The sequence below is a fragment of the Mycobacterium sp. 050134 genome (assembly GCF_036409085.1).
Taxonomy (GTDB): Bacteria; Actinomycetota; Actinomycetes; order Mycobacteriales; family Mycobacteriaceae; genus Mycobacterium.
In genome coordinates this window covers 8700-28474 of record NZ_JAZGLV010000031.1, presented here as the reverse complement: position 1 = coordinate 28474, position 19775 = coordinate 8700, and the positions used below count along the sequence as shown (strand labels likewise).

7 protein-coding genes are annotated in these 19775 nt (G+C 73.0%); all 7 read right to left on the bottom strand.

Annotation, left to right across the window (positions count from 1 at the left end):
- Positions 1–108: 108 nt before the first annotated feature.
- The 7 genes from SKC42_RS25335 to SKC42_RS25305 are packed head-to-tail and all read right to left on the bottom strand — an operon-like array spanning position 109 to position 19721.
- Complete coding sequence (locus SKC42_RS25335; RefSeq protein ID WP_330966991.1) at positions 109–348, bottom strand: MbtH family protein; 240 nt, start codon at positions 346–348, stop codon at positions 109–111.
- Positions 345–1637, bottom strand: coding sequence for an NADPH-dependent L-lysine N(6)-monooxygenase MbtG (gene mbtG, locus SKC42_RS25330; RefSeq protein WP_330966990.1), 1293 nt, complete (start codon positions 1635–1637; stop codon positions 345–347). The genes SKC42_RS25335 and mbtG overlap by 4 nt, the downstream gene beginning before the upstream one ends.
- Positions 1634–6007 carry an amino acid adenylation domain-containing protein gene (locus SKC42_RS25325; protein ID WP_442932263.1) on the bottom strand — a complete coding sequence of 1458 codons (4374 nt, stop codon included), beginning with the start codon at positions 6005–6007 and terminating at the stop codon, positions 1634–1636. The genes mbtG and SKC42_RS25325 overlap by 4 nt, the downstream gene beginning before the upstream one ends.
- The gene (locus SKC42_RS25320) at positions 6004–11193 is read right to left on the bottom strand and encodes an amino acid adenylation domain-containing protein (RefSeq protein WP_330966988.1); all 5190 of its coding nucleotides are present in this window, start codon (positions 11191–11193) and stop codon (positions 6004–6006) included. The genes SKC42_RS25325 and SKC42_RS25320 overlap by 4 nt, the downstream gene beginning before the upstream one ends.
- Entirely contained in the window at positions 11190–14180 is a 2991-nt protein-coding gene (gene mbtD, locus SKC42_RS25315) for a mycobactin polyketide synthase MbtD (RefSeq protein WP_442932261.1), read from the bottom strand. Before mbtD ends, SKC42_RS25320 begins: the two co-directional genes overlap by 4 nt.
- On the bottom strand, positions 14180–15487 hold the full coding sequence (locus SKC42_RS25310) for a beta-ketoacyl [acyl carrier protein] synthase domain-containing protein (protein ID WP_330966987.1): 1308 nt from the start codon (positions 15485–15487) through the stop codon (positions 14180–14182). Before SKC42_RS25310 ends, mbtD begins: the two co-directional genes overlap by 1 nt.
- On the bottom strand, positions 15477–19721 hold the full coding sequence (locus tag SKC42_RS25305) for a non-ribosomal peptide synthetase (protein WP_330967012.1): 4245 nt from the start codon (positions 19719–19721) through the stop codon (positions 15477–15479). The genes SKC42_RS25310 and SKC42_RS25305 overlap by 11 nt, the downstream gene beginning before the upstream one ends.
- Positions 19722–19775 lie beyond the last annotated feature (54 nt).

Sequence of the window (19775 nt, the reverse complement as noted above, 5' to 3'; positions counted from 1 at the left end):
GGCGCGCGGCTTCCCGCGGAACGTCGCGATCCCCAGTGGCCGCAATTCTGCCCGCCCCGCCGCGGTCCCGGGTCTCGGGTGGGTCACGGTACGGGCACGCTCGGACGGTCAGTCGTGGGCCATCTCGTGAGCTATGTCGTGGGCCATGGCCTCGCGCAGGCTCTTCGGGCGCAGGTCGGTCCAGTGCTGTTCGACGTAGTCGAGACAGGCGGCGCGGTCGGCCTCGCCGAAGGCCACCCGCCAGCCGGCGGGTACGCCGGCTGCTGCGGGCCACAGGCTGTGCTGCTCCTCGCCGTTCACCAGCACCAGGAAGGCGCCGTTGTCGTCGTCGAAGGGATTGGTGCTCATCGCGTCTCCATCGTCGTCGTGTGGCGCCTGGACGGGTCGCCCCCACCCGCGGCGCCTACGGTGGCCCCCAAAACCCGGTCGGACAGCAGTCCCAGGCAGCTGAGGTTGGGGAAGCCGGGACCCTGGGTGAGCCCGGACAGGTTGGGCAGGAACAACTTCGGGGTCATGTCGACGACGGACAGGTCGTGGCCGATCGCTTCCTGCAGGCTCTCCACGTTGAGGGCCCGACCGAGCGCCAGCTCGAGCAGGTCGAGGGCGTCCTGCCGGAACAGCGAGGTGAACCAGAGCGGGTCGGCGCCCGAGCCGTCGATGACGAGGTCGAAGCCGTGCACGGTCTCGAGGTGCTCGCTGCCCCGGTTGGTCGACAGCGTCAACCGAATCTGCCCCTGACGCGCCACCGCGTGCGCGACCCGGCCGCGCAGGTGGTGGATGCGGTCGTCGGCCAGCAGCGCCTCCTGCACGGTCGCCGAGAACACGCCGCGGTCGGTGCGGGCCAGCGCGTCGCGGCGTTCGTCCAGCGTCAGCGCCCCCCAATCGGTCGGGTCCGAGAACAGCGAGTTCTCGAAGAAGCCCTCCCCCCTGGTGAACAGCGTCACCTGCGGCGATATGACCGTGATGGTCGAAACCCGGTGCCGGAAAAGCTCGTTGAGCATCGAGGCGGCCGTCTCCCCGCCACCGATCACCGCCACCCGCTCGGCGGTGATGCGGTCGTGGCCCGCGGCGCGATCCCAGAACTGCGCGATCGACAGCACCCGCGGGTTGCCGGGCAGCAGCGACTTCTCCGCCTGGCCCGGCCCGGTGATCATCAGCGCGTCGGCGTCCACGCTGGCTTCCCGCGTGTGCAGCACCCACCGGTCGCCGGTCACGGCCAGCCCCTCCACCGCGCCGTGCACCACATTGAGGCCGACGTGGTCGGCCACCCAGGCCAGGTACTGGCTCCACCGGCGGTGGGTCGGGGCCGGCCTGCCGCGGTCGACCCATTCGGCGAACGACCCCGTCGCGATCAGGTAGGACTGCCAGCTGTAGCGGGTCATCCGTTCGTCGAGTTCGGCGTTGCGGCGGGGAACCAGCGCCGAGCGGTAGGGGAAGCCGACGTCCTTCTCAGGGCTGGTGCCCAGCCGATGCGCCCCGTCGGTCCAGCCACCGCTGGCCCGCCAGTTGGCCCCCACGCCGGCGCGCTCGACCGCGACCACCTCGGGCACCTCGACGCCCATGTCGCGCAACACCGATGCCTTGGCGGCGACGGCCACCGCCTTCGCCCCCGCGCCCAGGATCGCCAGTGTGCTCATCGCGCCAACTCCTCCAGCTGTTCGGTCCAGATCTGTTGCAGCGCGGCAATCTCGGTGTCGCCGAGAATGTCGGGCAGCGTCCGCCACTGGGTGGCCAGCACGCGCGCATCGCCCGTCCCGAGGATGCCCGCCACCACGGTTAGCTCGTGGCGCACCGCCTGGTGCGGTTCCGGCGCCCACCGCACGCCCGACAGCAGTTCGCGATCGAGGTTCAGCTCGCCGACGCCGACGTGGAGGCCGCCGAGGTAGTTGAGCAACAGCTGGGGTTCGGGGTGATGGCGCAGCCCGCCGTCAGGCCGCAGGTAGCGCAGCAGGCCGTAGTCGACGCGGCTGCCCGGGATGCGGGCCAAGTCGGTGGGTCCGTCGGCGTGGATGCGCAGCGGGAAGATCGCGCTGAGCAGGCCGACGGTGTCGCTGGTATCGGCCGCCCCGTCGATGTCGACCTCCGCGCGGCCATGCGTCTCGAGCGCCAGCAGGGGCGCCGGTGTGGCCTGGCCGCGGCCGCGCCGCCACGCGGTCACCGTGCGCGCGGCCGCCGTGACCAGCAGCTCGTCGATCGGTCGCGCCGCCGAGGCCTTGGCGAGCAGGCGGGCGGTCAGATCGGCGCCGCAGGCCGAGACGCTGATCGTCACATCGCCGACCCGGTCGGTCTCCGGCCGCAACCGGCGGGCGCCCAATCGCGGGTCGGGGCCTTCGATTTCGGCGGCCCAGAAGCCTTCGGTGTCCAGGGTACGGGCCCGCTCGGCCAGCAGCCCCGACCACCGCCGGTAGCTGGTGTGCTCACGCGCGGGTACCGGCCCTCGCCCCGCGGCGAGGGCATGCAGGCCGGCGTCGAGTTCGCTCAGCACGATGCGCCACGAGGCGGGATCCATCGCCAGCACGTGGGCCGTCAGCACCAGCACGCCTGGGGCGCCGGGCTCGCGCAGCCACACCGCCGACATGAGCCGGCCGGCCTCCGGGTCGAGGACCTCGGTCGCGTGCTGTACCTGCTTCGCGACTTCGTCGACCAGGTTACCGCCGGCCCACACCTCGGTGAGAAGGTCAGTTTTCGGTTGCGGGACAAGCGTCATCGCGCCGCGGTCCAGCTGGCACCGCAGCACCTCATGCCCCTCGACGACGGCGGACAGCAGCGCGTCCAGACCCCGGCGGGTGGTGGCCCCGGGCAGCCTGATGACTTCGGTCTGCGCGAGGCGGCGCGGGTCACCGTGCTCGTAGAGCCAATAGACGTTGGGCAGCACCGGGATCGGTTTGCCCGTCTCCGCGTCGCCGAGGGGCGGCGGCTGCGCCACGGCGGCGTCGATGGCCGCGGCGAGTTCCCGGATCGTCTCGCATTCCACCATCAGCCTGGCCCGCAGCGCGATGCCGCGCCGGCGCGCGGCCTGCACGACCGACAGGGCCACGATGCTGTCCAGACCCAGCTGCAGGAAGCCGGCGCTGACGTCGACGGCGCCGGTGTCCGTTCCCAGAACGTCGGCGAACGCCTCGGCCAGCGCCGTCTCGGTGGGCGTCTGGGCCGGCGTCGCGGGACCCTCGGCCAGATCGACTGCGGCCAGCGCTTTTTCGTCGATCTTGCCGTGTGGGGTCAGGGGTAACCGGGCCAGGACGACGATGTGGTGGGGAACCAGGTGGCGGGGCAGCCGGTCGGACAGAAGCGTTCGGAGTTCGGCCGGGGCCGGCGGGTTCGTCCCCCCCGCGACGTAGGCGGCGAGCCGGGGACCGCTGGCGTGGGCCCGGGTCGCCACGTGGGCTCCGTGCACCCCCGGGTGGCCGCTTAGGACCGCGGCGATCTCCCCCGGCTCGACGCGGAAGCCACGGATCTTCAGCTGGTTGTCGCTGCGGCCCAAGAACTCCAGACCGCCGTCGGGCATGCGCCGCACCACGTCACCGGTGCGGTACATGCGTCCGCCGTTGGCGTGCGGGTCGGCGACGAAGCGGGTGGACGTTTCGGCCGCGCGCCCGAGGTAGCCGCGGGTCAGCTGGCCGCCCGCCAGGTACAGCTCGCCGGCGGCGCCGTCGGGCACCGGGCGCAGCCAGGAGTCCAGGACGTAGGCGCGGGTGGTGCGGGTCGGGCGCCCGATCGTGGGTCGCGGGCGCTCGTCGATGGCGGCGACGACGGCCTCCACGGTGGTTTCGGTCGGCCCGTAGCAGTTGAAGGCCGTCATGGCCGTTCGCGCGCATTCGGCGCGGATCCCGTCCCACTCCGCGGCGCCCACGGCCTCGCCCCCCAGCGCGAGGACCGCCAGTGGCACCCGCTGGAGCAGTCCCGCGCTGCGCAGCTGGGCGAACATCGACGGCGTGGTGTCGATCATGTCGAGCCCGCACCGGTCGATCAGATCGACCAGGGCCTCGGCGTCGCGCTGGCGGGCGTCGTCGACGATGTACAGCGAGTGCCCGTCGAGCAGGGCCGCCAACGGTTGCCACGCCGCGTCGAAGGTGAAGGACCACGCGTGCGCGACGCGCAGCCGGCGCCCGATTCGGGCCGCCGCCGGCCGCAGCACGCGGTCGATGTGGTCGCCGGCGTAGGCCAGCAGGGCGCCGTGGGTGCCGATGACCCCCTTCGGCGCGCCGGTCGTGCCCGAGGTGAACACCGCGTAGGCGGCTCCGCCGGGCGCCACCGTGGCCGCTCGGTAATCATCGGGCGGCTCTGGGGTTTCGGCCGCCGCGATCGCGTCCTCGTCGACGACGACGGGGGCCGAGGTTTGGCGCACGATCTCGCTCACCCGCTCGGCCGGCATCGACGGGTCCAGCGGCACGATCATGCCGCCGGCCTTCAGGATCGCCAGCATGGCGACCACGTAGCTCGGGCCCCGGGGCAGCACGATCGCGACGGGGGTCTCGTCGGCCACGCCGGCCCGGCTGAGCGCGGCGGCCAGCCGGTCGGACCGGGTTTCGAGCTGCCGGTAGGTCAGCCGGCCGTCGGCCCATCGCAGCGCGACCGCATCCGGCTGCGCGGCAGCGACTTCGGCGAATCGGAGGTGCACCGCGCCGCCCGGCGCGCCGGGGTGGGGCGGGCCGGCCACCGCGGCGGCGCGCTCGGCGTCGAGCAGGGCGTCGACCTCACGCAGCGGCCGGTCCCACGACACCACCAACCGCCGCAACACCGCCAGCAGGCGGCCGCCGAGTTCGGCCGGCGCCATGCTGCCCAGCGCGCCGTCGAGCACCTCCACCAGGACGGTCAGGCGCCCCGCCGTCAGGTGCGCGGCGATGGTCACCGGGAAATGCGAGACGCTGTCCAGGGCCACCGGGCGAAAGGTCGCGCCGTTGGCGGCGAGCTCGGTGGCGCCCACCACCTCGCCGGGCGGGAAGTTCTCGTACACCAGCAGGGTGTCGAACAGCTCGCCGACGCCGGCGATCGACCGCAGTTCGGCGTGCCCCAGATAGCTGTGGTCGCGTAGCATAGCCGCTTCCCGTTGCAAGGCAAGGCATTGCGAGCCGACGGTGCGCCGGGGTTCGAGCCGCACCCGCAACGGGACGGTGTTGATGAACAGCCCGACCATCGTCTCGACGCCGGACAGTTCGCCCGGCCTGCCCGATACTGTCACGCCGAAGGTCACGTCCGCGCGGTCGGTAATCGCCGAAAGGGTTACCGCCCATGCCATTTGGACCAGCGTGTTGAGCGTCACCCCGCGGGCCCGGGCGGCCTCGGCCAGCGCGGCGGTGGCGTCGGCGTCGAGGTCCAGCGCGGTGCGCCGCGGGATGCCCGCCCCGCGCGGGGTGGCGGTGAGCGCCGGCGACAGCAACGTCGGGCCGTCCAGGCCGCCGAGGTGCTCGGCCCACAGCGCCCGGCCGGCCGACTGGTCGCGGGCCGCCAGCCAGCCGATGTAGTCGCGGTAGGGCCGGGGTGCGGGCGGCAGCGCGGCGGGATCCCCGGCGGCCCGGTACAGCGCGAGCAGCTCGGAGACGAACAGCGGCAGCGACCACCCGTCGATGACGATGTGGTGCGCGACAACCGACAGCCGCCACCGCTGCTCGGGCAGTTCGATGAGCAGGAACCGGATCAGCGGGCCGCGGCCCAGATCGAAACGGCGGCTGCGCTCTTCAGCTTCCAGCGCTCCCACGTCGCCGGGTTCGGCGCGCACGCAGCGCCAGGGCACCTCGACGCTGGCCGGGATCACCTGCACGGGCCGGCTGAGGTTGCCGTGCACGAAGCTCGCCCGCAGGTTCGGGTGCCGGGTCAGCATCGCCGCGGCGCAGGCGCGCAGCACGGCGACGTCAAGCGGCCCGGCCACGTCGGCGGCCATGGCGATGACGTACGGGTCGGCGTCGCCGGATTCGGTGTCGCTCAGCGCCGCCATCGAGAACAGCCCCTGCTGCAGGGGGCTCAGTGCCAGCACGTCCTCGATGGCCGGTCGCTCGTCGGCCCGCGTCACGGCCGGTGACCCCACGACGAGGTCAGCTCCGCCAGTTCGTCGGCGGACAGCCCCGACGCGCTCATCGGCGCGTGATGCGCGTCGGCCGAATCGGTTTCGCCGTCCGACTTGGCGTCGAGGGCAGCGGCCAGCTCGTGCAGCACGGGATGCTCGAACACCATCCTCGGGGTCAGCGGCAGGCCGGCGTCGCGCGCCTGCGCGGCCACCCGCACCGCGCAGATGCTGTCCCCGCCCAGGCCGAAGAACTCGTCGGAGCGCCCGACGTCCCCGGCGTCGAGCACGGCGGCGAGGATGGTGGCCAGGGTGCGTTCGGTGGCGGTTCGGGGCGGCTCGGCGGGCCGGGAGGCCCGGGGGGCCGGCGTGGGCCGCGGCGCGGCCGAAGTCGCGGTCCCGGGCAGCAACACCAGCTGCCCGCCGTCGTCCCACACGCCCCGCTCACCGGTGCGGTACAGCCTCGAACCCGGTTTGGCCGCAAACGGATCGGCGACGAACCGGGCGGCCGTCGACGCCGCCTCCGGCAGCCGGGCGCTCGCGGCCGGTCCACCGCCGTAGTACACGTCGCCCACCACACCGACCGGCACGGGTTTCAGCGCGGCGTCCAGCACGTACACCAGCGCCGCACCCGAGCGGTCCAGGATGCGCCGCCTCTCCTCCGCACTGCCGATCTCGACGTCGCCGAGCCGCCGATCGGGGTGGTCGGCGAACGCGTCGAGGACGCGCCCCAACCAGCCGGCGAACCGTTCGACGCTCCCGCGTTCGTACAGTTCGGGGCGGTAGATGACCTGGCCGCGGTAGCCGTCTTCGGACGCGAAGAAGTTGACGGACATGTCGGCGTGCGCGACGTCGAACGTCGGCTCGAGCGCGCTGAACGTGGTGTCACCGTCGGGCCCGCTGTCGATCACCTGGCCCTGCGGCAGCTGCTCGCGCACGTGCACCACCACGTCGAACAGGGGGTTGCGCGACAGCGACCGCTCCGGCCGCACGGCATCGACCACCCGGTCGAACGGCAGGTCCTGGTGGGCGTAGGCCGCCAGCGCCATCTCCCTCGTCCGCCGCAGCACCTCGCGCAGCGTCGGATCACCGTGCAGGTCGTTGCGCAGCACCACGATGTTGACGAAGAACCCGATCAGCCGGTCCAGGTCGACCTCGCCACGGCCCGCCACCGGGGTGCCGATGGGAACATCCGTGCCGCCGCCCGCCTTGTGCAGCACGACCGCGACGGCGGCCTGCAGGAGCATGAACTCCGTGACGCCGAGGTCGCGGGCCAGGGCGGTCAGCTTCCGGCGGGTCGCCGGCCCGAACTCGAACTCGACGGCGTCACCCGCGCCGCTGAGCAGGGCCGGGCGCTCGAAGTCCGGGCGCAGGCCGCCTGCGGGGGCCAACCCGGCCAGCTGGCGCACCCAGTAATCGCGTTGGCGGCCGGCGACTCCCGCCGCCTCGTTCAGCAGCGCCGCCTGCCAGGCACCGTAGTCCGCGTACTGCACGGGCAGCGGCTCCCAGGCGGGACGCCTGGCTTGCGCCCGGGCCCGGTAGGCGGTCAGCAGGTCGGTGAACAGCACGCCCGCGGACCACTGGTCGCCGGCGATGTGGTGCACCACCAGCGACAGCACGGTCTGGCCCGGCACGCTCAGCAGCGCCGCGCGGATTGGCCAGTCGGTCTCCAGGTCGAAGACGTGGCGCCGCTCGTCGTCAAGCCTGGCCCGCAGCCAGTCCTCATCGGGCCCGTCGGCGCGGCGGACCGGCACCTCAGCGGGCGGGTGCACGATCTGGTGCGGCACCCCGTCGATCTCGCGGTAGGTGGTGCGCAGGATCTCGTGCCGCGCCACGACATCGGTGATGGCCGCCGCCAGCGCGTCGGCGTCGCAGGGGCCGCGCAGGGCGGCCGCGAACGGAATGTTGTTGACGGCGTTGGCGCCGTCGAACCGGTAGGTGAACCAGCTCCGCAGCTGCGACGGCGACAGTGGCGCGGCACCGTCCCGCGCGACCGGCACCAACCGCGGCCGGGCCGGCCCGGCGTCGAGCGTGTCGATGTGACCAGCGATCCGCGCCACGGTCGCCAGCTCGAAGATCTCCCGCACGCCCACGTCGACGCCGAACGCATTGCGCACCCCCGCAACGAATTTCGTCGCCACCAGCGAGTGGCCGCCGAGGTCGAAGAAGGAGTCGTCGGCGCCCACCCGGTCGCGGCCGAGCAGTTCGGCGAACAGTTGGGCGACCCGCCGTTCGGTCGCCGTCCCCGGTTCGCGGAACTCGGCGCCGGCGGTGACCTCGGGTTCGGGCAGCGCGTGCCGGTCGATCTTGCCGTGCGCGGTGATGGGGATCTCGTCGAGCACGACGTACGCCGCCGGCACCATGTATTCGGGCAGCGCGGCGGCCACCCGGGCCCTGATCCGGTCGAGGTCGACGGCCGACACGTCGGCCCTGCCGTCGTCGCCCACCTCGGGCGTCACGTAGCCGACCAGGCTCTTGCCCAGCCGCGGCAGGTCGCTCACCACCGCAACGGCCTGCCCCACGCTGGGGTCGACCGAGATCGCCGCGGCGACGTCACCCAATTCGATGCGGAAGCCGCGGATCTTGACCTGTTCGTCGGCGCGCCCGACGAATTCGACGTCGCCGTCCGCATTGCGGCGGGCGAGGTCCCCGGTGCGGTACATCCGGGCGCCCGGGCTGAAGGGGTCGGCGACAAAGCGTTCGGCGGTCAGCCGCGGGCGGCGATGGTAACCGCGCGCCAGATGCGTTCCGCCGAGGTAGATTTCGCCGATGACGCCGACCGGCACCGGTTGCAGCGCGTCGTCGAGAAGGTACATGGTGGTGTTGATCTTGGGCCGGCCGATGGGCACGATGCGGGTGCCCTGCGGGCCCTCGACTTTATACCGGCTGGCGTTGATGACGGTTTCGGTGGGTCCGTAGAAGTTGTGCAGCAGCGCGTCGAACGTGGCGTGGAACTTGTCGGCCACCTCGCCGGGCAGCGGCTCGCCCCCGATGGGCACCCGCTGCAGCGTGCGCCACTCGTTGACCCCGGGCAGCGACAGGAACAGGCCCAGCAGGGACGGCACGAAATGCATTGCGGTGATGCCCTCGTCGCGCAGCAGGGCGGTGAGGTAACCGATGTCGTTGAGGCCGCCCGGGCGCGGGATCACCATCCGCGCGCCGCAGGCCAGCGTGCCGAAGATCTCTGCGATCGACACGTCGAAGCTCGGCGACGCGACCTGCAGCAGCCGGTCGGTGGCGTCGACGCCGTATTCGCCCCGGAACCACGCGAAGTACTCCGCGACCGGGCGGTGCGGCACCGCAACGCCTTTGGGCAGCCCGGTGGTTCCCGACGTGTAGATCACGTAGGCGGTATTGTCGGGCCGCAGCGGCCGGACTCGGTCGGCGTCGGTGGGGTCGTCGGCGCGGTGGGTGGACAGGTCAGCGACCGGTTCGCGTAGCACCAGCTTCGGGACGCAGTCGTCGAGGATGAAGGTGAGGCGGTCCGGCGGGTAGGTGGGGTCGACGGGCACGTATACCGCGCCGGCCTTGGCGATCCCCAGCGCGGCGATGACCAGGTCCGGTGACTTGTCCAGCAGCACGGCGACCCGGTCCTCGGCGCCGATCCCCCGCTCGATGAGCCAGTGCGCCAGCCGGTTTGCCGCCGCGTTGATGTCGCAGTAGGTGAACGGCCCGCCCTCGTAGCGGATGGCGACGGCGTCGGGGGTGCGCGCGGCCTGAGCGGACACCAGCTCGGCGAGGGTGCTGGGGGCGGTGTCGAAGGACTCCCCGCGCGACACCTCGCGCAGCCACGCCGCGTCGGCCTCGCCCATCAGGTCCAGCCGGGCCAACGGCTTGTCCGGCGCGGCGAGGGCGTCGTCGAGTAGCACGGCGAAGTGGTCGAGCAGTTGGCGAACCAGTGCGGGTTCGAGGATGTCCAGGAGGTGTTCGGCCTCGATTAGCGCTCCGGCGCCGTCGAATTCGACCATGAAGCCGAGCGGGAGCTGGGTGAGGTTGCTGCGCAGGTCGTAACGCTCGCACTCGACGCCGGGCGGCCGGAAGCCGCCACCGTCGGGTTCGCGGAAGCCGAAGCTGACCCGGGTCATCCGCTCGGCCCCGTGGCGGCGGTCCGGGTTCAGCTCGCGCACCGCGCGATCGATGCTGACCCGCTGGTGCGCGAACGCGCCGGTGGCGACGTCGCATGTCGCCGTCAGGAACTGGCGGAAGGTCATGGCCGGGCGCGGGCGCAGGCGCAGCGCCACCGTGTTGCCGAAATACCCGATGCTGTCGTCGGTTCCGGCGCCGCGGTTGAGCACCGGCGCGGCCACCAGGAAGTCGTCGCTGTGGCTGTAGCGGTGCATCAGGGCGCCGAACGCGGCCAGCAGCACCATGTAGGGGGTGCAGCCGGTGTCGCGCGCCGTCGCGGTCACCCGCTGGGCGACGTCGGCGTGGAGCCGCAGCGTGCTGCGGGCGGCGCGCCAGTTGGTCGGCATGTTGGTGCCGGCGGGGCCGGGCAGTTCCAGCGGCTCGGGCGGGTCGGCCATCACGGCCCGCCAGTAGTCGAGGTCGGCCTCGGTGGTGTCGGGGCCGGCGGGCGCTGACGCGTGGCGCTCCGGTCCTAGATCGGCGCCGGTGTAAGCCCTGGTCAGGTCGGCGAAGAACACCTGCCAGGAGCCGTCGTCCCAGGCGATGTGGTGGGCGACCAGGAGCAGCACGTGTTCGTCGGGTCCCGTGCGGGCGACGGTGATCCGCAGCGGCGCGTCGGCGGAAAGGTCGAAGGGCGTGGCGAATTCGCGCTGCGCCAGCACTTCGAGCCGGAGCCGGCGCGCGTGGTCCGGCAGATCGCTGAGATCGTGTTCTGCCCATCCGGGCCGCAGGGCGTCGTGCACCGCCGGCCGGGGCTCGCCCCCGTCGCTGACCGGGTAGGTGGTGCGCAGTATCCGGTGTCGCCGGGCAACCTCGTCGACGGCGTCGTGCAGCCGAGCGAGGTCGACGTGTCCGGTGATCCGGTAGGAGACGCACACGTTGAGCAGCGCGCCGCTGGGATCGGCCATCTGCACGAACCACATTCGCGCCTGGCCGTCGGACAGCCGGTCGTCGGGCCGGGAGCCCCGGCCCTCGGCGCCCGAGGACAACCCGCGTTCGGCGAGCCTGCGCCGGAGGAGCTCCAGCCGGGCCGCGTCGAGCCGCGCGCCGGTGTCGGCGATCTCAGTCACGCGCCATATCCCCCTTCTATGCTCGAGCGCTCGGTCGCGCCCTCGAGTTGGTCGACGAGTTGATCGCCGGTGATCTCGCCCATCAGCGTCGCCAGGGTCACCGTCCGGCCGGTCGTCCGCTGGAGGCGCTTGCGCAGGTCCAGTGCCATCAGCGAATCGATGCCCAGGTCGAAGAGCGATTCGGTCAGGTCGATCTCGCCGGGCCGGGCGGTGCCGAGGACGTCCGCCAGTTCGCGGCGCACCGCGTCGACGATCGAGACCGGCAGCTCGGGCGTCCGTCGCTCGGCGAGTGGCTCAGACCGATTGCCGTCCAGGAAGATTCGTAGCCGGCCGGGGTCTGCGGCGAACACCAGCGGGTCCTCGCCCCACTCACGCAGGCTCGCCTCGATCGCCTCGCCCGGTTCCATCGGGCGCAGTCCGGACCGCTCGACGTCCGCGACGCCCGCCGCGTCGGCGATGCTGCGGGCCGGGGACGCCTGGCCTTGCCACAGCCCCCAGCGCACCGCCACGCAGTGCCTGCCCTCCGACCGGATCTGGGCGGCCAGCGCGTCCAGCAGCCGGTTGGCGGCCGAGTACGCGGCGTGTCCGCGCCCGCCCCACAACCCGGAGACCGAGGAACACAACAACATTCGGGCGTCGGCCCGCAGGGGCCACAGTTCGGCCAGTTGTTCGAGCCCCTTGACCTTGGCGGCGAAGGTGTCCGCGGCGTCGGCCGCCGACACCGCCGCGGTGGCGCCGAAGGCGGCGGCGCCGGCCGCGTGCACGATCAGCGAGGCGCCGCCGGCGCCGTATTGCGCCGCGACGCGGGACAGTTCGGCGGCGTCGGTGATGTCACACGCGGCCGCCACGACCCGCGTGCCGTACCGGCCCGTCAGGCCCCGCAGCGAATCGGGGTCGGCCGGTCGGCGGCTGAGCAGGACGATGCGCCGGGCGCCGCGCGCGGCGAGGTAGCGGGCGTAGTGGGTGCCGACGGTGCCCGACCCGCCGGTGATGACGACGTCCTCCAGCGCGCTGGAATCCAACGGCGCCGGCAGGGCGGCCACGTCGCGAAACGTGCGCTCGAACAACGCGTGACCGTCGGCGACGTCGCGCAGGGCGGCGTCAGCACGACCGGACAGCAACGCCTCCACGACGACGGCGGCGGCCGCGGGCGTCGGTTCCAAGGACGGCAGGTCCAGCTGGGTGAAGGCCCGCTCGGGGTGCTCGTGGCCGACGCTGCGGTGCATCGCGGCCAGCGCCGCCTGCAGCGCCGACGGCAGTCGGGCTTGATCACCGACACGCTCGGCGCCGACGGTGACCAGGCGGACGGCGCGGCACCGCGGCCCGAGCGCGCCCGCGTAGCGGAGTAGGCCGGCCCCGATCAGGCCGGTCACGGCGTCGGCGGCCCGGCCGGCGTCGCGGACGTCGAGGGCGGGCGGCACCGCCACGACGACGTCGGACTCCCCCGGTGCACCGAGTTCGGCCGACGGGTGCACCCCGATGGCCGCGCGCAGCGCCCCGCCGAGCGCGCCGGCACGGCCCAGATCGACCACGGCGACGCGCACCGGCGGCCCGGCGTACGGCAGCGCCCGCGGCACCGGTTCCCAACGCTCGACCGTGACGCTGAGCGTGGGGCCGGCGCCGGGCAGGGGCGGCAGCGGCTCGGGGTGCGCCCACAGCGGAATCGCCCGCATCGGCGCGTTCGGAAAACCTTGCAGGACAACGCTATCCGTACCCAGGTAGTCGCCCCAGGGGTGGCCCGGGTCGGCCACCGCCGCGGTGGCAATGTTCGCCGACAGCGCGTCGGCCGGCGGCTCGTCGCGGCGGGCCGAGCCGACCAGCACTGCCGCGTCCTCGGCCTGAAGTTCCTCGAGCACCTGGCCGATCGACACCAGCAGCGCGGGATGGGGTGACACCTCGATGAACGACCGCGCGCCGCAGCGGATCGCCGAGGAGAACGCCCGGTCCAGCCGCACCGTGTTGCGCAGGTTCGCATACCAGTAGTCGTCGAAGGGGACGCCGGGGGTGACCACATCGCCGCTGGCGCCACCGATGAATTGCACGGGCGTGTCGGCGAATTCGGCGGCGGGCAGCAGGGCGAGGAATTCGTCGCGGAGCTTCTCGAGCAGGCTGGTGTGTCCCGGGAAGCCCGCGGTGATCTCGCGGGCGAACCGGCCGCCGGCCCGCGCCGCGTCGACGAGTGCGGCCACCGCGTCGCGGTCGCCCGACACCGCGACGCTCGAGCCGGAGTACACCACCGCCAGCTCCGCCCAGCCGTCGGTGGCCGCGATGAGGGCCTCGGCGGCCCCGGCGTCGACGCCCAGGGTCGCCATCGCGTAGCGGCCGGAAAGGAGGCCGACCACGCGCGCGCGGGCCGCGACGACGGCGACGGCGTCCGGCAGCGTGATGCTTCCGGCGACGTACGCCGCGGCGACCTCGCCGAGGCTCTGGCCGATGGTCAGGTCGGGCAGGACGCCGCAGCCGTGCCATAGCTCGGTCAGGCCGACGGCGTGCACGAATTGCGCGGCCTGGACCTCGATCTCCGAGCAGGCTTGGGAGTCGTCGGCGGACGTCAGGTAGCGCAGCGCCGATCCTGCGCCGGCCGCCTCGAGCGCCTCGGCGCAGCCGTCGACCGCGGCGCGATAGCCCGCAAACGTCTGGTAGGCGGCGGCACCCATGCCCGGCCAGTGCCGGCCCTGGCCCGGGAACACGAACGCCTGCCGCGGCGCGGCCGCGAGGGCCGACCGGGCGACGAGCGGGTGCTCGCGCCCGACGGACAGCGCGCGCAGCCCGTCGACGAGTTCGCGGCGGTCCCCGGCCCTCAGCACCGCGCGGTGCCTGCGGACGCGCCGGGTCTTGCGCAGTTGCCCGGCCACGTCGGCCACGGTCACCCCGGGGTGGCGGTCGAGGTAGTCGGCGATCGCCCGCGCGTCCGCGGCGACCAGGTCGTCGGCGTGTGCGCTGAGCAGCACCGGGATTCGCCCGTCGGGCAATCGTTTCGGCGCCATCACGCGACCTTGCCCCCGTCGGGCATCGAGACGATCAGGTGGGTGTTGGTGCCACTCATGCCGAACGCGGACACCGCCGCGGTGCGCCATCCGTCGACGGCCGGCCACGGCGTGACCTTGTCCGCCAGCCGCAAGCCCTGGCTCTCCCAGTCGATTTCGCGGCTCGGCTCGTCGACGTGCAGGGTCGGCGGTATTGCCGCGTGGTCGGCCGACACCATGACCTTGGCGAGGCCCAGCGCGCCGGCCGCGGCCTGTGCGTGCCCAATGTTGGACTTGACCGATCCGAGAAACGGTCCGCGGCCGGCCGGCGCGGTGCCGTAACTGGCCGCCAGCGAAAGCAGTTCGGTCTTGTCGCCGAGGCGGGTTCCGGTGGCATGGCCCTCGACCATCCCGACCCCGGCGGGCTCGACCCCGGCCTGCGTGAGCGCGCGCCGGAACAGCCGCAGCTGCGCGTCGCCGCTGGGAGCCATCAGGCCGTTGCTGCGTCCGTCGGAGTTCAGGCCGCTGGCCCGCACCTCGGCGAGGATGCGCCGCCCGTCGGCCACCGCCCTCGAGCGGCGCTGCAGCACGAACATGGCGGCGCCCTCGGACCAGACGGTTCCGCTGGCGTGCGCGCTGTAGGGTCGGCAATGACCGTCGTCGGACAGCGCGTGCTTCTTGGCGAATTCGACGAAATACCCCGGCGTGCCCATCACGCAGACGGCGCCCGCGAGCGCGAGGTCGCAGTCGCCGCAGCGGATCGCCTGGACGGCGCTGTGGATTGCCGATATCGCCGACGAACAGGCGGTGTCGACCGTCACCGCCGGCCCCGCCAGGTCCAGCGTGTAGGCGATGCGCCCGGAGATGACCGCCAGCGACGTCCCGGTGATCAGATGCCCACTGTGGTGGGAGAACTCGGACAGGCCGGGGCCGTATTCGAGGGCGGAGGCGCCGACGTAGCAGCCCACGTCGTGCCCGGCCAGGTCGTCGGGGTTGATCCCGCCGTTTTCCAGGCTCCGCCACGCCACCCGCAGCGCGACCCGCTGCTGGGGGTCCATGGCGGCCGCTTCGCGGTGGGAGATGCCGAAAAAGTCTGGGTCGAATGTCGTTGCGCTGGCGAGGAATCCGCCGAGGTCGCAGATAGGTTTGAAGCCTTCCCGCCGCGATCCGTCGAAGAGCTCGCGCAGCGCCCAGCCCCGGTCGGTGGGGAACGGGCCGAGCGCCTCGCGCTGTTCGGCCAAGAGCGCCCAGTAGTCGTCGGGGGTTTCGACCCCGCCCGGCGCCTCGAGCGCCAGGCCCACGATGACGACGGGATCGTTATCGGGCATGGGCGCTCACCATCCGGGCCACCGCGTCGAGGTGATCGTTGAGGTAGAAGTGGCCGCCCTCGAATTCGGACGCGGTGAATCCGCCGGAGGTGTGCGTCTCCCAGCTGGCCAACACCTCCCGACTGATCCGGTGGTCGCGGTCGCCGCCGAGCGCGTGGATGTCGGCGCCGATCCGGACGTCGGCCGGACAGGAATAGGTGTTCAGGGCGCGGTAGTCGGCCTGGACCGCCCGCACCAGGAGCTCGACGAATTCCTCGTCGTCGAGCAGCGCGGGATCGGTGCCGCCGAGGTCGACCATGTCGGCCAGCACGCCGTCGGCACCGGTCGGGAGCGGGCCGTACCCGGATGCGGTCGACGGGGATTGCCCGGCGGACGCCCACAGGACGCGCACCGGCACCCCATGGCTTTCGGCGATGCGGGCGAATTCGAAGGCGACCACCGCCCCCATGCAATGGCCGAACAGGCTCAGCGGGGCCACCGAGGCCCAGTCGCCCGCCTCGAACAGCTCCTGCGCCAACGCCTCGATGCTGTCCGGCGCGGGATGGTTTCGCCGGTCGGCGCGCTGCGGGTACTGCACCACGTAGGCGTCGACGTCGTTGGCCGACAGCGCTTTGGCCAGCGGGCGGTAGGCCGCGGCGGCCCCGCCGGCGTGCGGGAAGACCACCACCGAGCCGCGCGGCGTGCTGCCGGTGAATCGCTTGACCCAGGGTTGGAACTCCCGCTCGGCGGGTTCGGCCGCCGCCGGCGCCGCGGCGGCCGAATCGAGCTCGGTCAACACGTCGACGCCGGACATGTCCGCGATCTCCAAGTAGACGTCGGCCACCAGCTCGAGGCGTTGACCGTCGGGTTCCCGGTCGACGAGCAGCCGGGCGAGCGTGGCGGGGGTCCGGGCGGCGAAGACGTCGGCCACCATCAGGCTCGGCGAATCGAGCCACTGCCGGATGCTCGCGACGGCCCGCGTCGCCCGCACGGAATCGCCGCCGAGGGAGAAGAAGTCGTCGTGGATGCCCACGGCCTCGGCGTCCCGGTCGAGCATGCCCGCGACGATGTGGCAGAGCGCCCGCTCGAGCCGTGACCGCGGCGCCTCGAAGGGGGACGACCCGTCGGTGATTTCCGCCGCGAGGCGGGCGGTGACGGCGCGCCGGTCGATTTTGCCGCCGATGAACGGGATGCGCTCGACGAGGCACACGTGCTTCGGGACCATGTGCGCGGGAACCAATTCGGCGACCGCCTCGCGAATCCCCTGGGCCGTCAGCGCCCCGTCGTCGAGGCAGACGGCGGCGGCGAGCACGTCGGTGCCCGGCAACAGGGCCGCGACCGCGGAGCGCACCCCGGGCACCCGGCGCAGGGCGGACTCGATCTCGCCGAGTTCGACCCGGTACCCGCTGACCTTGATCCGGTGGTCGGCGCGACCGACGAATTCGAGGGTGCCGTCGGGCCAGTAGCGGGCCAGATCGCCGCTGCGGTACCAGGTCCGGCCCTCGTGGTGGACGAACCGCTGCGCGGTCAGTTCGGGGCGCCCCCGGTAACCGCGGGCGATCCCGCGCCCGGAGAACCACAGCTCGCCCGCGACCCAGTCCGGACAGTCGGCACCCGCGTCGTTGACCACCCGGCAGGCCATGTTGGGAAACGGCCGGCCGTAGGGCACCGCGGTCCAGTCCGCCGGCAGCTCCTCGGTCACCTCGAAAAGGGTTGCGTGCACCGCGGTTTCGGTGGCGCCGCCGAGTCCCGCGAAGCGGACGTCCGGCGCCCGGTCGCGCAGCCGGTGGGCCAGGCCGGGACGCACCCAATCGCCGCCGGTGAGCACGACCCGCACGGACGACAGTCGGCCGTGGCCGACCTCGGCGAGCATTTCGAGCCAGCCGGGCAGGAAGTTCAGGACGGTGACCCGGTGGGTGTCGATGAGCCGGGCCCAGGCGTCGGGATCGCGGCGCTGCGCTTCGTCCACCACCACGATCGCACCGCCCGAGCGCAGCGTGGCGAAGACGTCCAGCACCGAGAGGTCGCATTCCAGGTGCGACAGGGCCAGGCAGCGGTCACCCGCGCCGAAATCAAAATGGCCGCTGAGGAATTCGACGGTGTTCAGCGCGCCGTCGTGCGTCATCTCGACGCCCTTGGGCTCGCCGGTCGAGCCGGACGTGAACAGGACATACGCGAGGCTCGCGGGGTCCACCGCCGGAAGGCGGACGTCGATCGCGGCGGGCGCGTCGCGGATCACGTCGGCCAGCATCACCTCTGCCACCGGCACCGACAGGCGCCGCCCGCCGCAGACCAGGGCCAGCCGCACGCCTCCGGTCGCCAGGATCCGCGCCGCGCGGTCGCTCGGCTGGTCGACTCCGATCGGCAGGTACACCGCACCGGCGGCGAGGATGCCCAGCAGTGCGGGCAGCTGCTCGGCGGTCTTGGGACCCATCACCGCGACGGTGTCCCCGGCGCCGACCCCTGCCGCGCCCAGGGCCGCCGCCACCGCCAGCGCCTGGTCACGCAGCCGCGCATAGGTCAGGTCGCCGGAGGACGCGAACACCGCGGGCGCGTCCGGCCGGGCAGCGGCCTGCCGAAAGAACCCGTCGTGCAACGCATCTCCGCTGGGCTCGGCGGTGCGGCCGTTGGCCGCGTCGCGCACCGCCCGCTGCCCGGCCGGCAGTGGCGACGTATCCGCGGCGTCCCAGGCGTCGTCGGCCGAGGCCAGCCGGATCAGTTCGTCGACGTGGGCGGCGAACATGGCGTCGACGACGCCCGGCGGAAAGACACCGTCGCGCACGTCCCAGTTCACCAGCACCCCGCCGCCGAACTCGGTGACCTGCGCGTCCAGGAGCACCTGCGGCCCCTGCGAGATGATCCAGGCGGGCGTGCCGAACTGCCGTGTCACGTCGGCGCTGAACAGCTCCCCTAGGCCCAGCGCGCTGGTGAAGACGACCGGCGCCAGCGCCTGGGTGCCGCGATGGCGGCTGAGATCGCGCAGCACGGACAGCCCAGAATAGGCGGAATGGGCGGCGGCCGTTCGCATCGCGTCCTGCACCGCGTGTCCGCGCGCCGACGCCGTTCGCGCCCCGGTCAGGTCGACGTCGAGCAGGAGCGACGAGGTGAAGTCGCCGACGAGCGAGTCGACGTCGGGGTGCAGGGCCTGGCGCCCGAACAGCGGCACGTTGAGGAGGAAGCGAGGCGTGGTCGACCAGCGCGCCAGCGCGTCGGCGAACGCCGCCGCCAGCGCCATGGCCGGGGTGATGCCGCGCGCCTGGGCGCGGGCGAACAGTGCGTCGCGGGTGGCGGGCTCCAGCCAGTGCCAGCGGCGGGTGCTCTGCCGCGACTTCCGCGCGCCGATCGACGGCAGGGCCGGCGGGTCGGGCAGTTCGGGAATGCGCCGCGCCCACCAGTCCCGGTCGGCGTCGCGGGCCGGGTGCGGCCGTCCCCCGGTCGCCGCCTCCTGCGCCTCGACGGTCATGCGGTACTCGCGGTAGGTGTAGCCCAATTCGGGCAGGTCCCGGCCGCCGTAGAGCGCCGCCAGGTCGGCAATCAGGGTGCGGTAGCTCATCGCGTCGGCGGCCTGCATGTCCAGGTCGACGTGCAGGCGCGTGCGCCGACCGGGGAGCCGCGTCACCGCGAGTTCGAATACCGCGCCGTCGAGCTGCTGGTGGGATTTCGCGTCGCGGATGGCGGCCAGCCTGGCGTCGGCATCCCGGTCGAGGCGGAGGTCTTCGACGGCGACGGGAAATTCGCCGCATTCGTCCGGCCCGGCGATCCGTTGGGTGCCGTCGGGTAGGAACCGGACCCGCAGCATCGGGTGCCGGAGTGCCAGCGCGGTGGCGGCCGCGCGCAGCCGGTCGGGATCGATTGGGCCGCCGTCGAACTCTACGTAGAGGTGTCCGGCCACGCCACCGAGCTGCTGGTCGTCGTGACGGCCGACCCACATCGCGTGTTGCATGGGGGCGAGCGGGAAGGGCTCGCTTTCCTGCGCGGGCGGGCCGGCCGGCGCGGTGACCGGCGGGGATTCCGTGGTGGGCGCGGAGGTTGCCACCAGCCCCGCCCAGGCCTCGATGGTCGGCTCGGCGGCCAACGTGGCGAAATCGACGGCGATGCCCTGGCGGCGCCAGCGCCCGGCCAGCGTCATCATCCGGATGGAGTCCAGGCCCTGGCTAATCAGGTTGCCGCCGGGCTGCACGGCGTCGACCTCGACGCCGAGCAGGTCGGCCACCTCCGCACGGATCTCCTCCACGCAGGTCGGGGCGTGCACCAGGAATCCTCCTTAGCAAAGGCTTGCCTAATTTCTTCGTTACCCTATCGTTGAGCC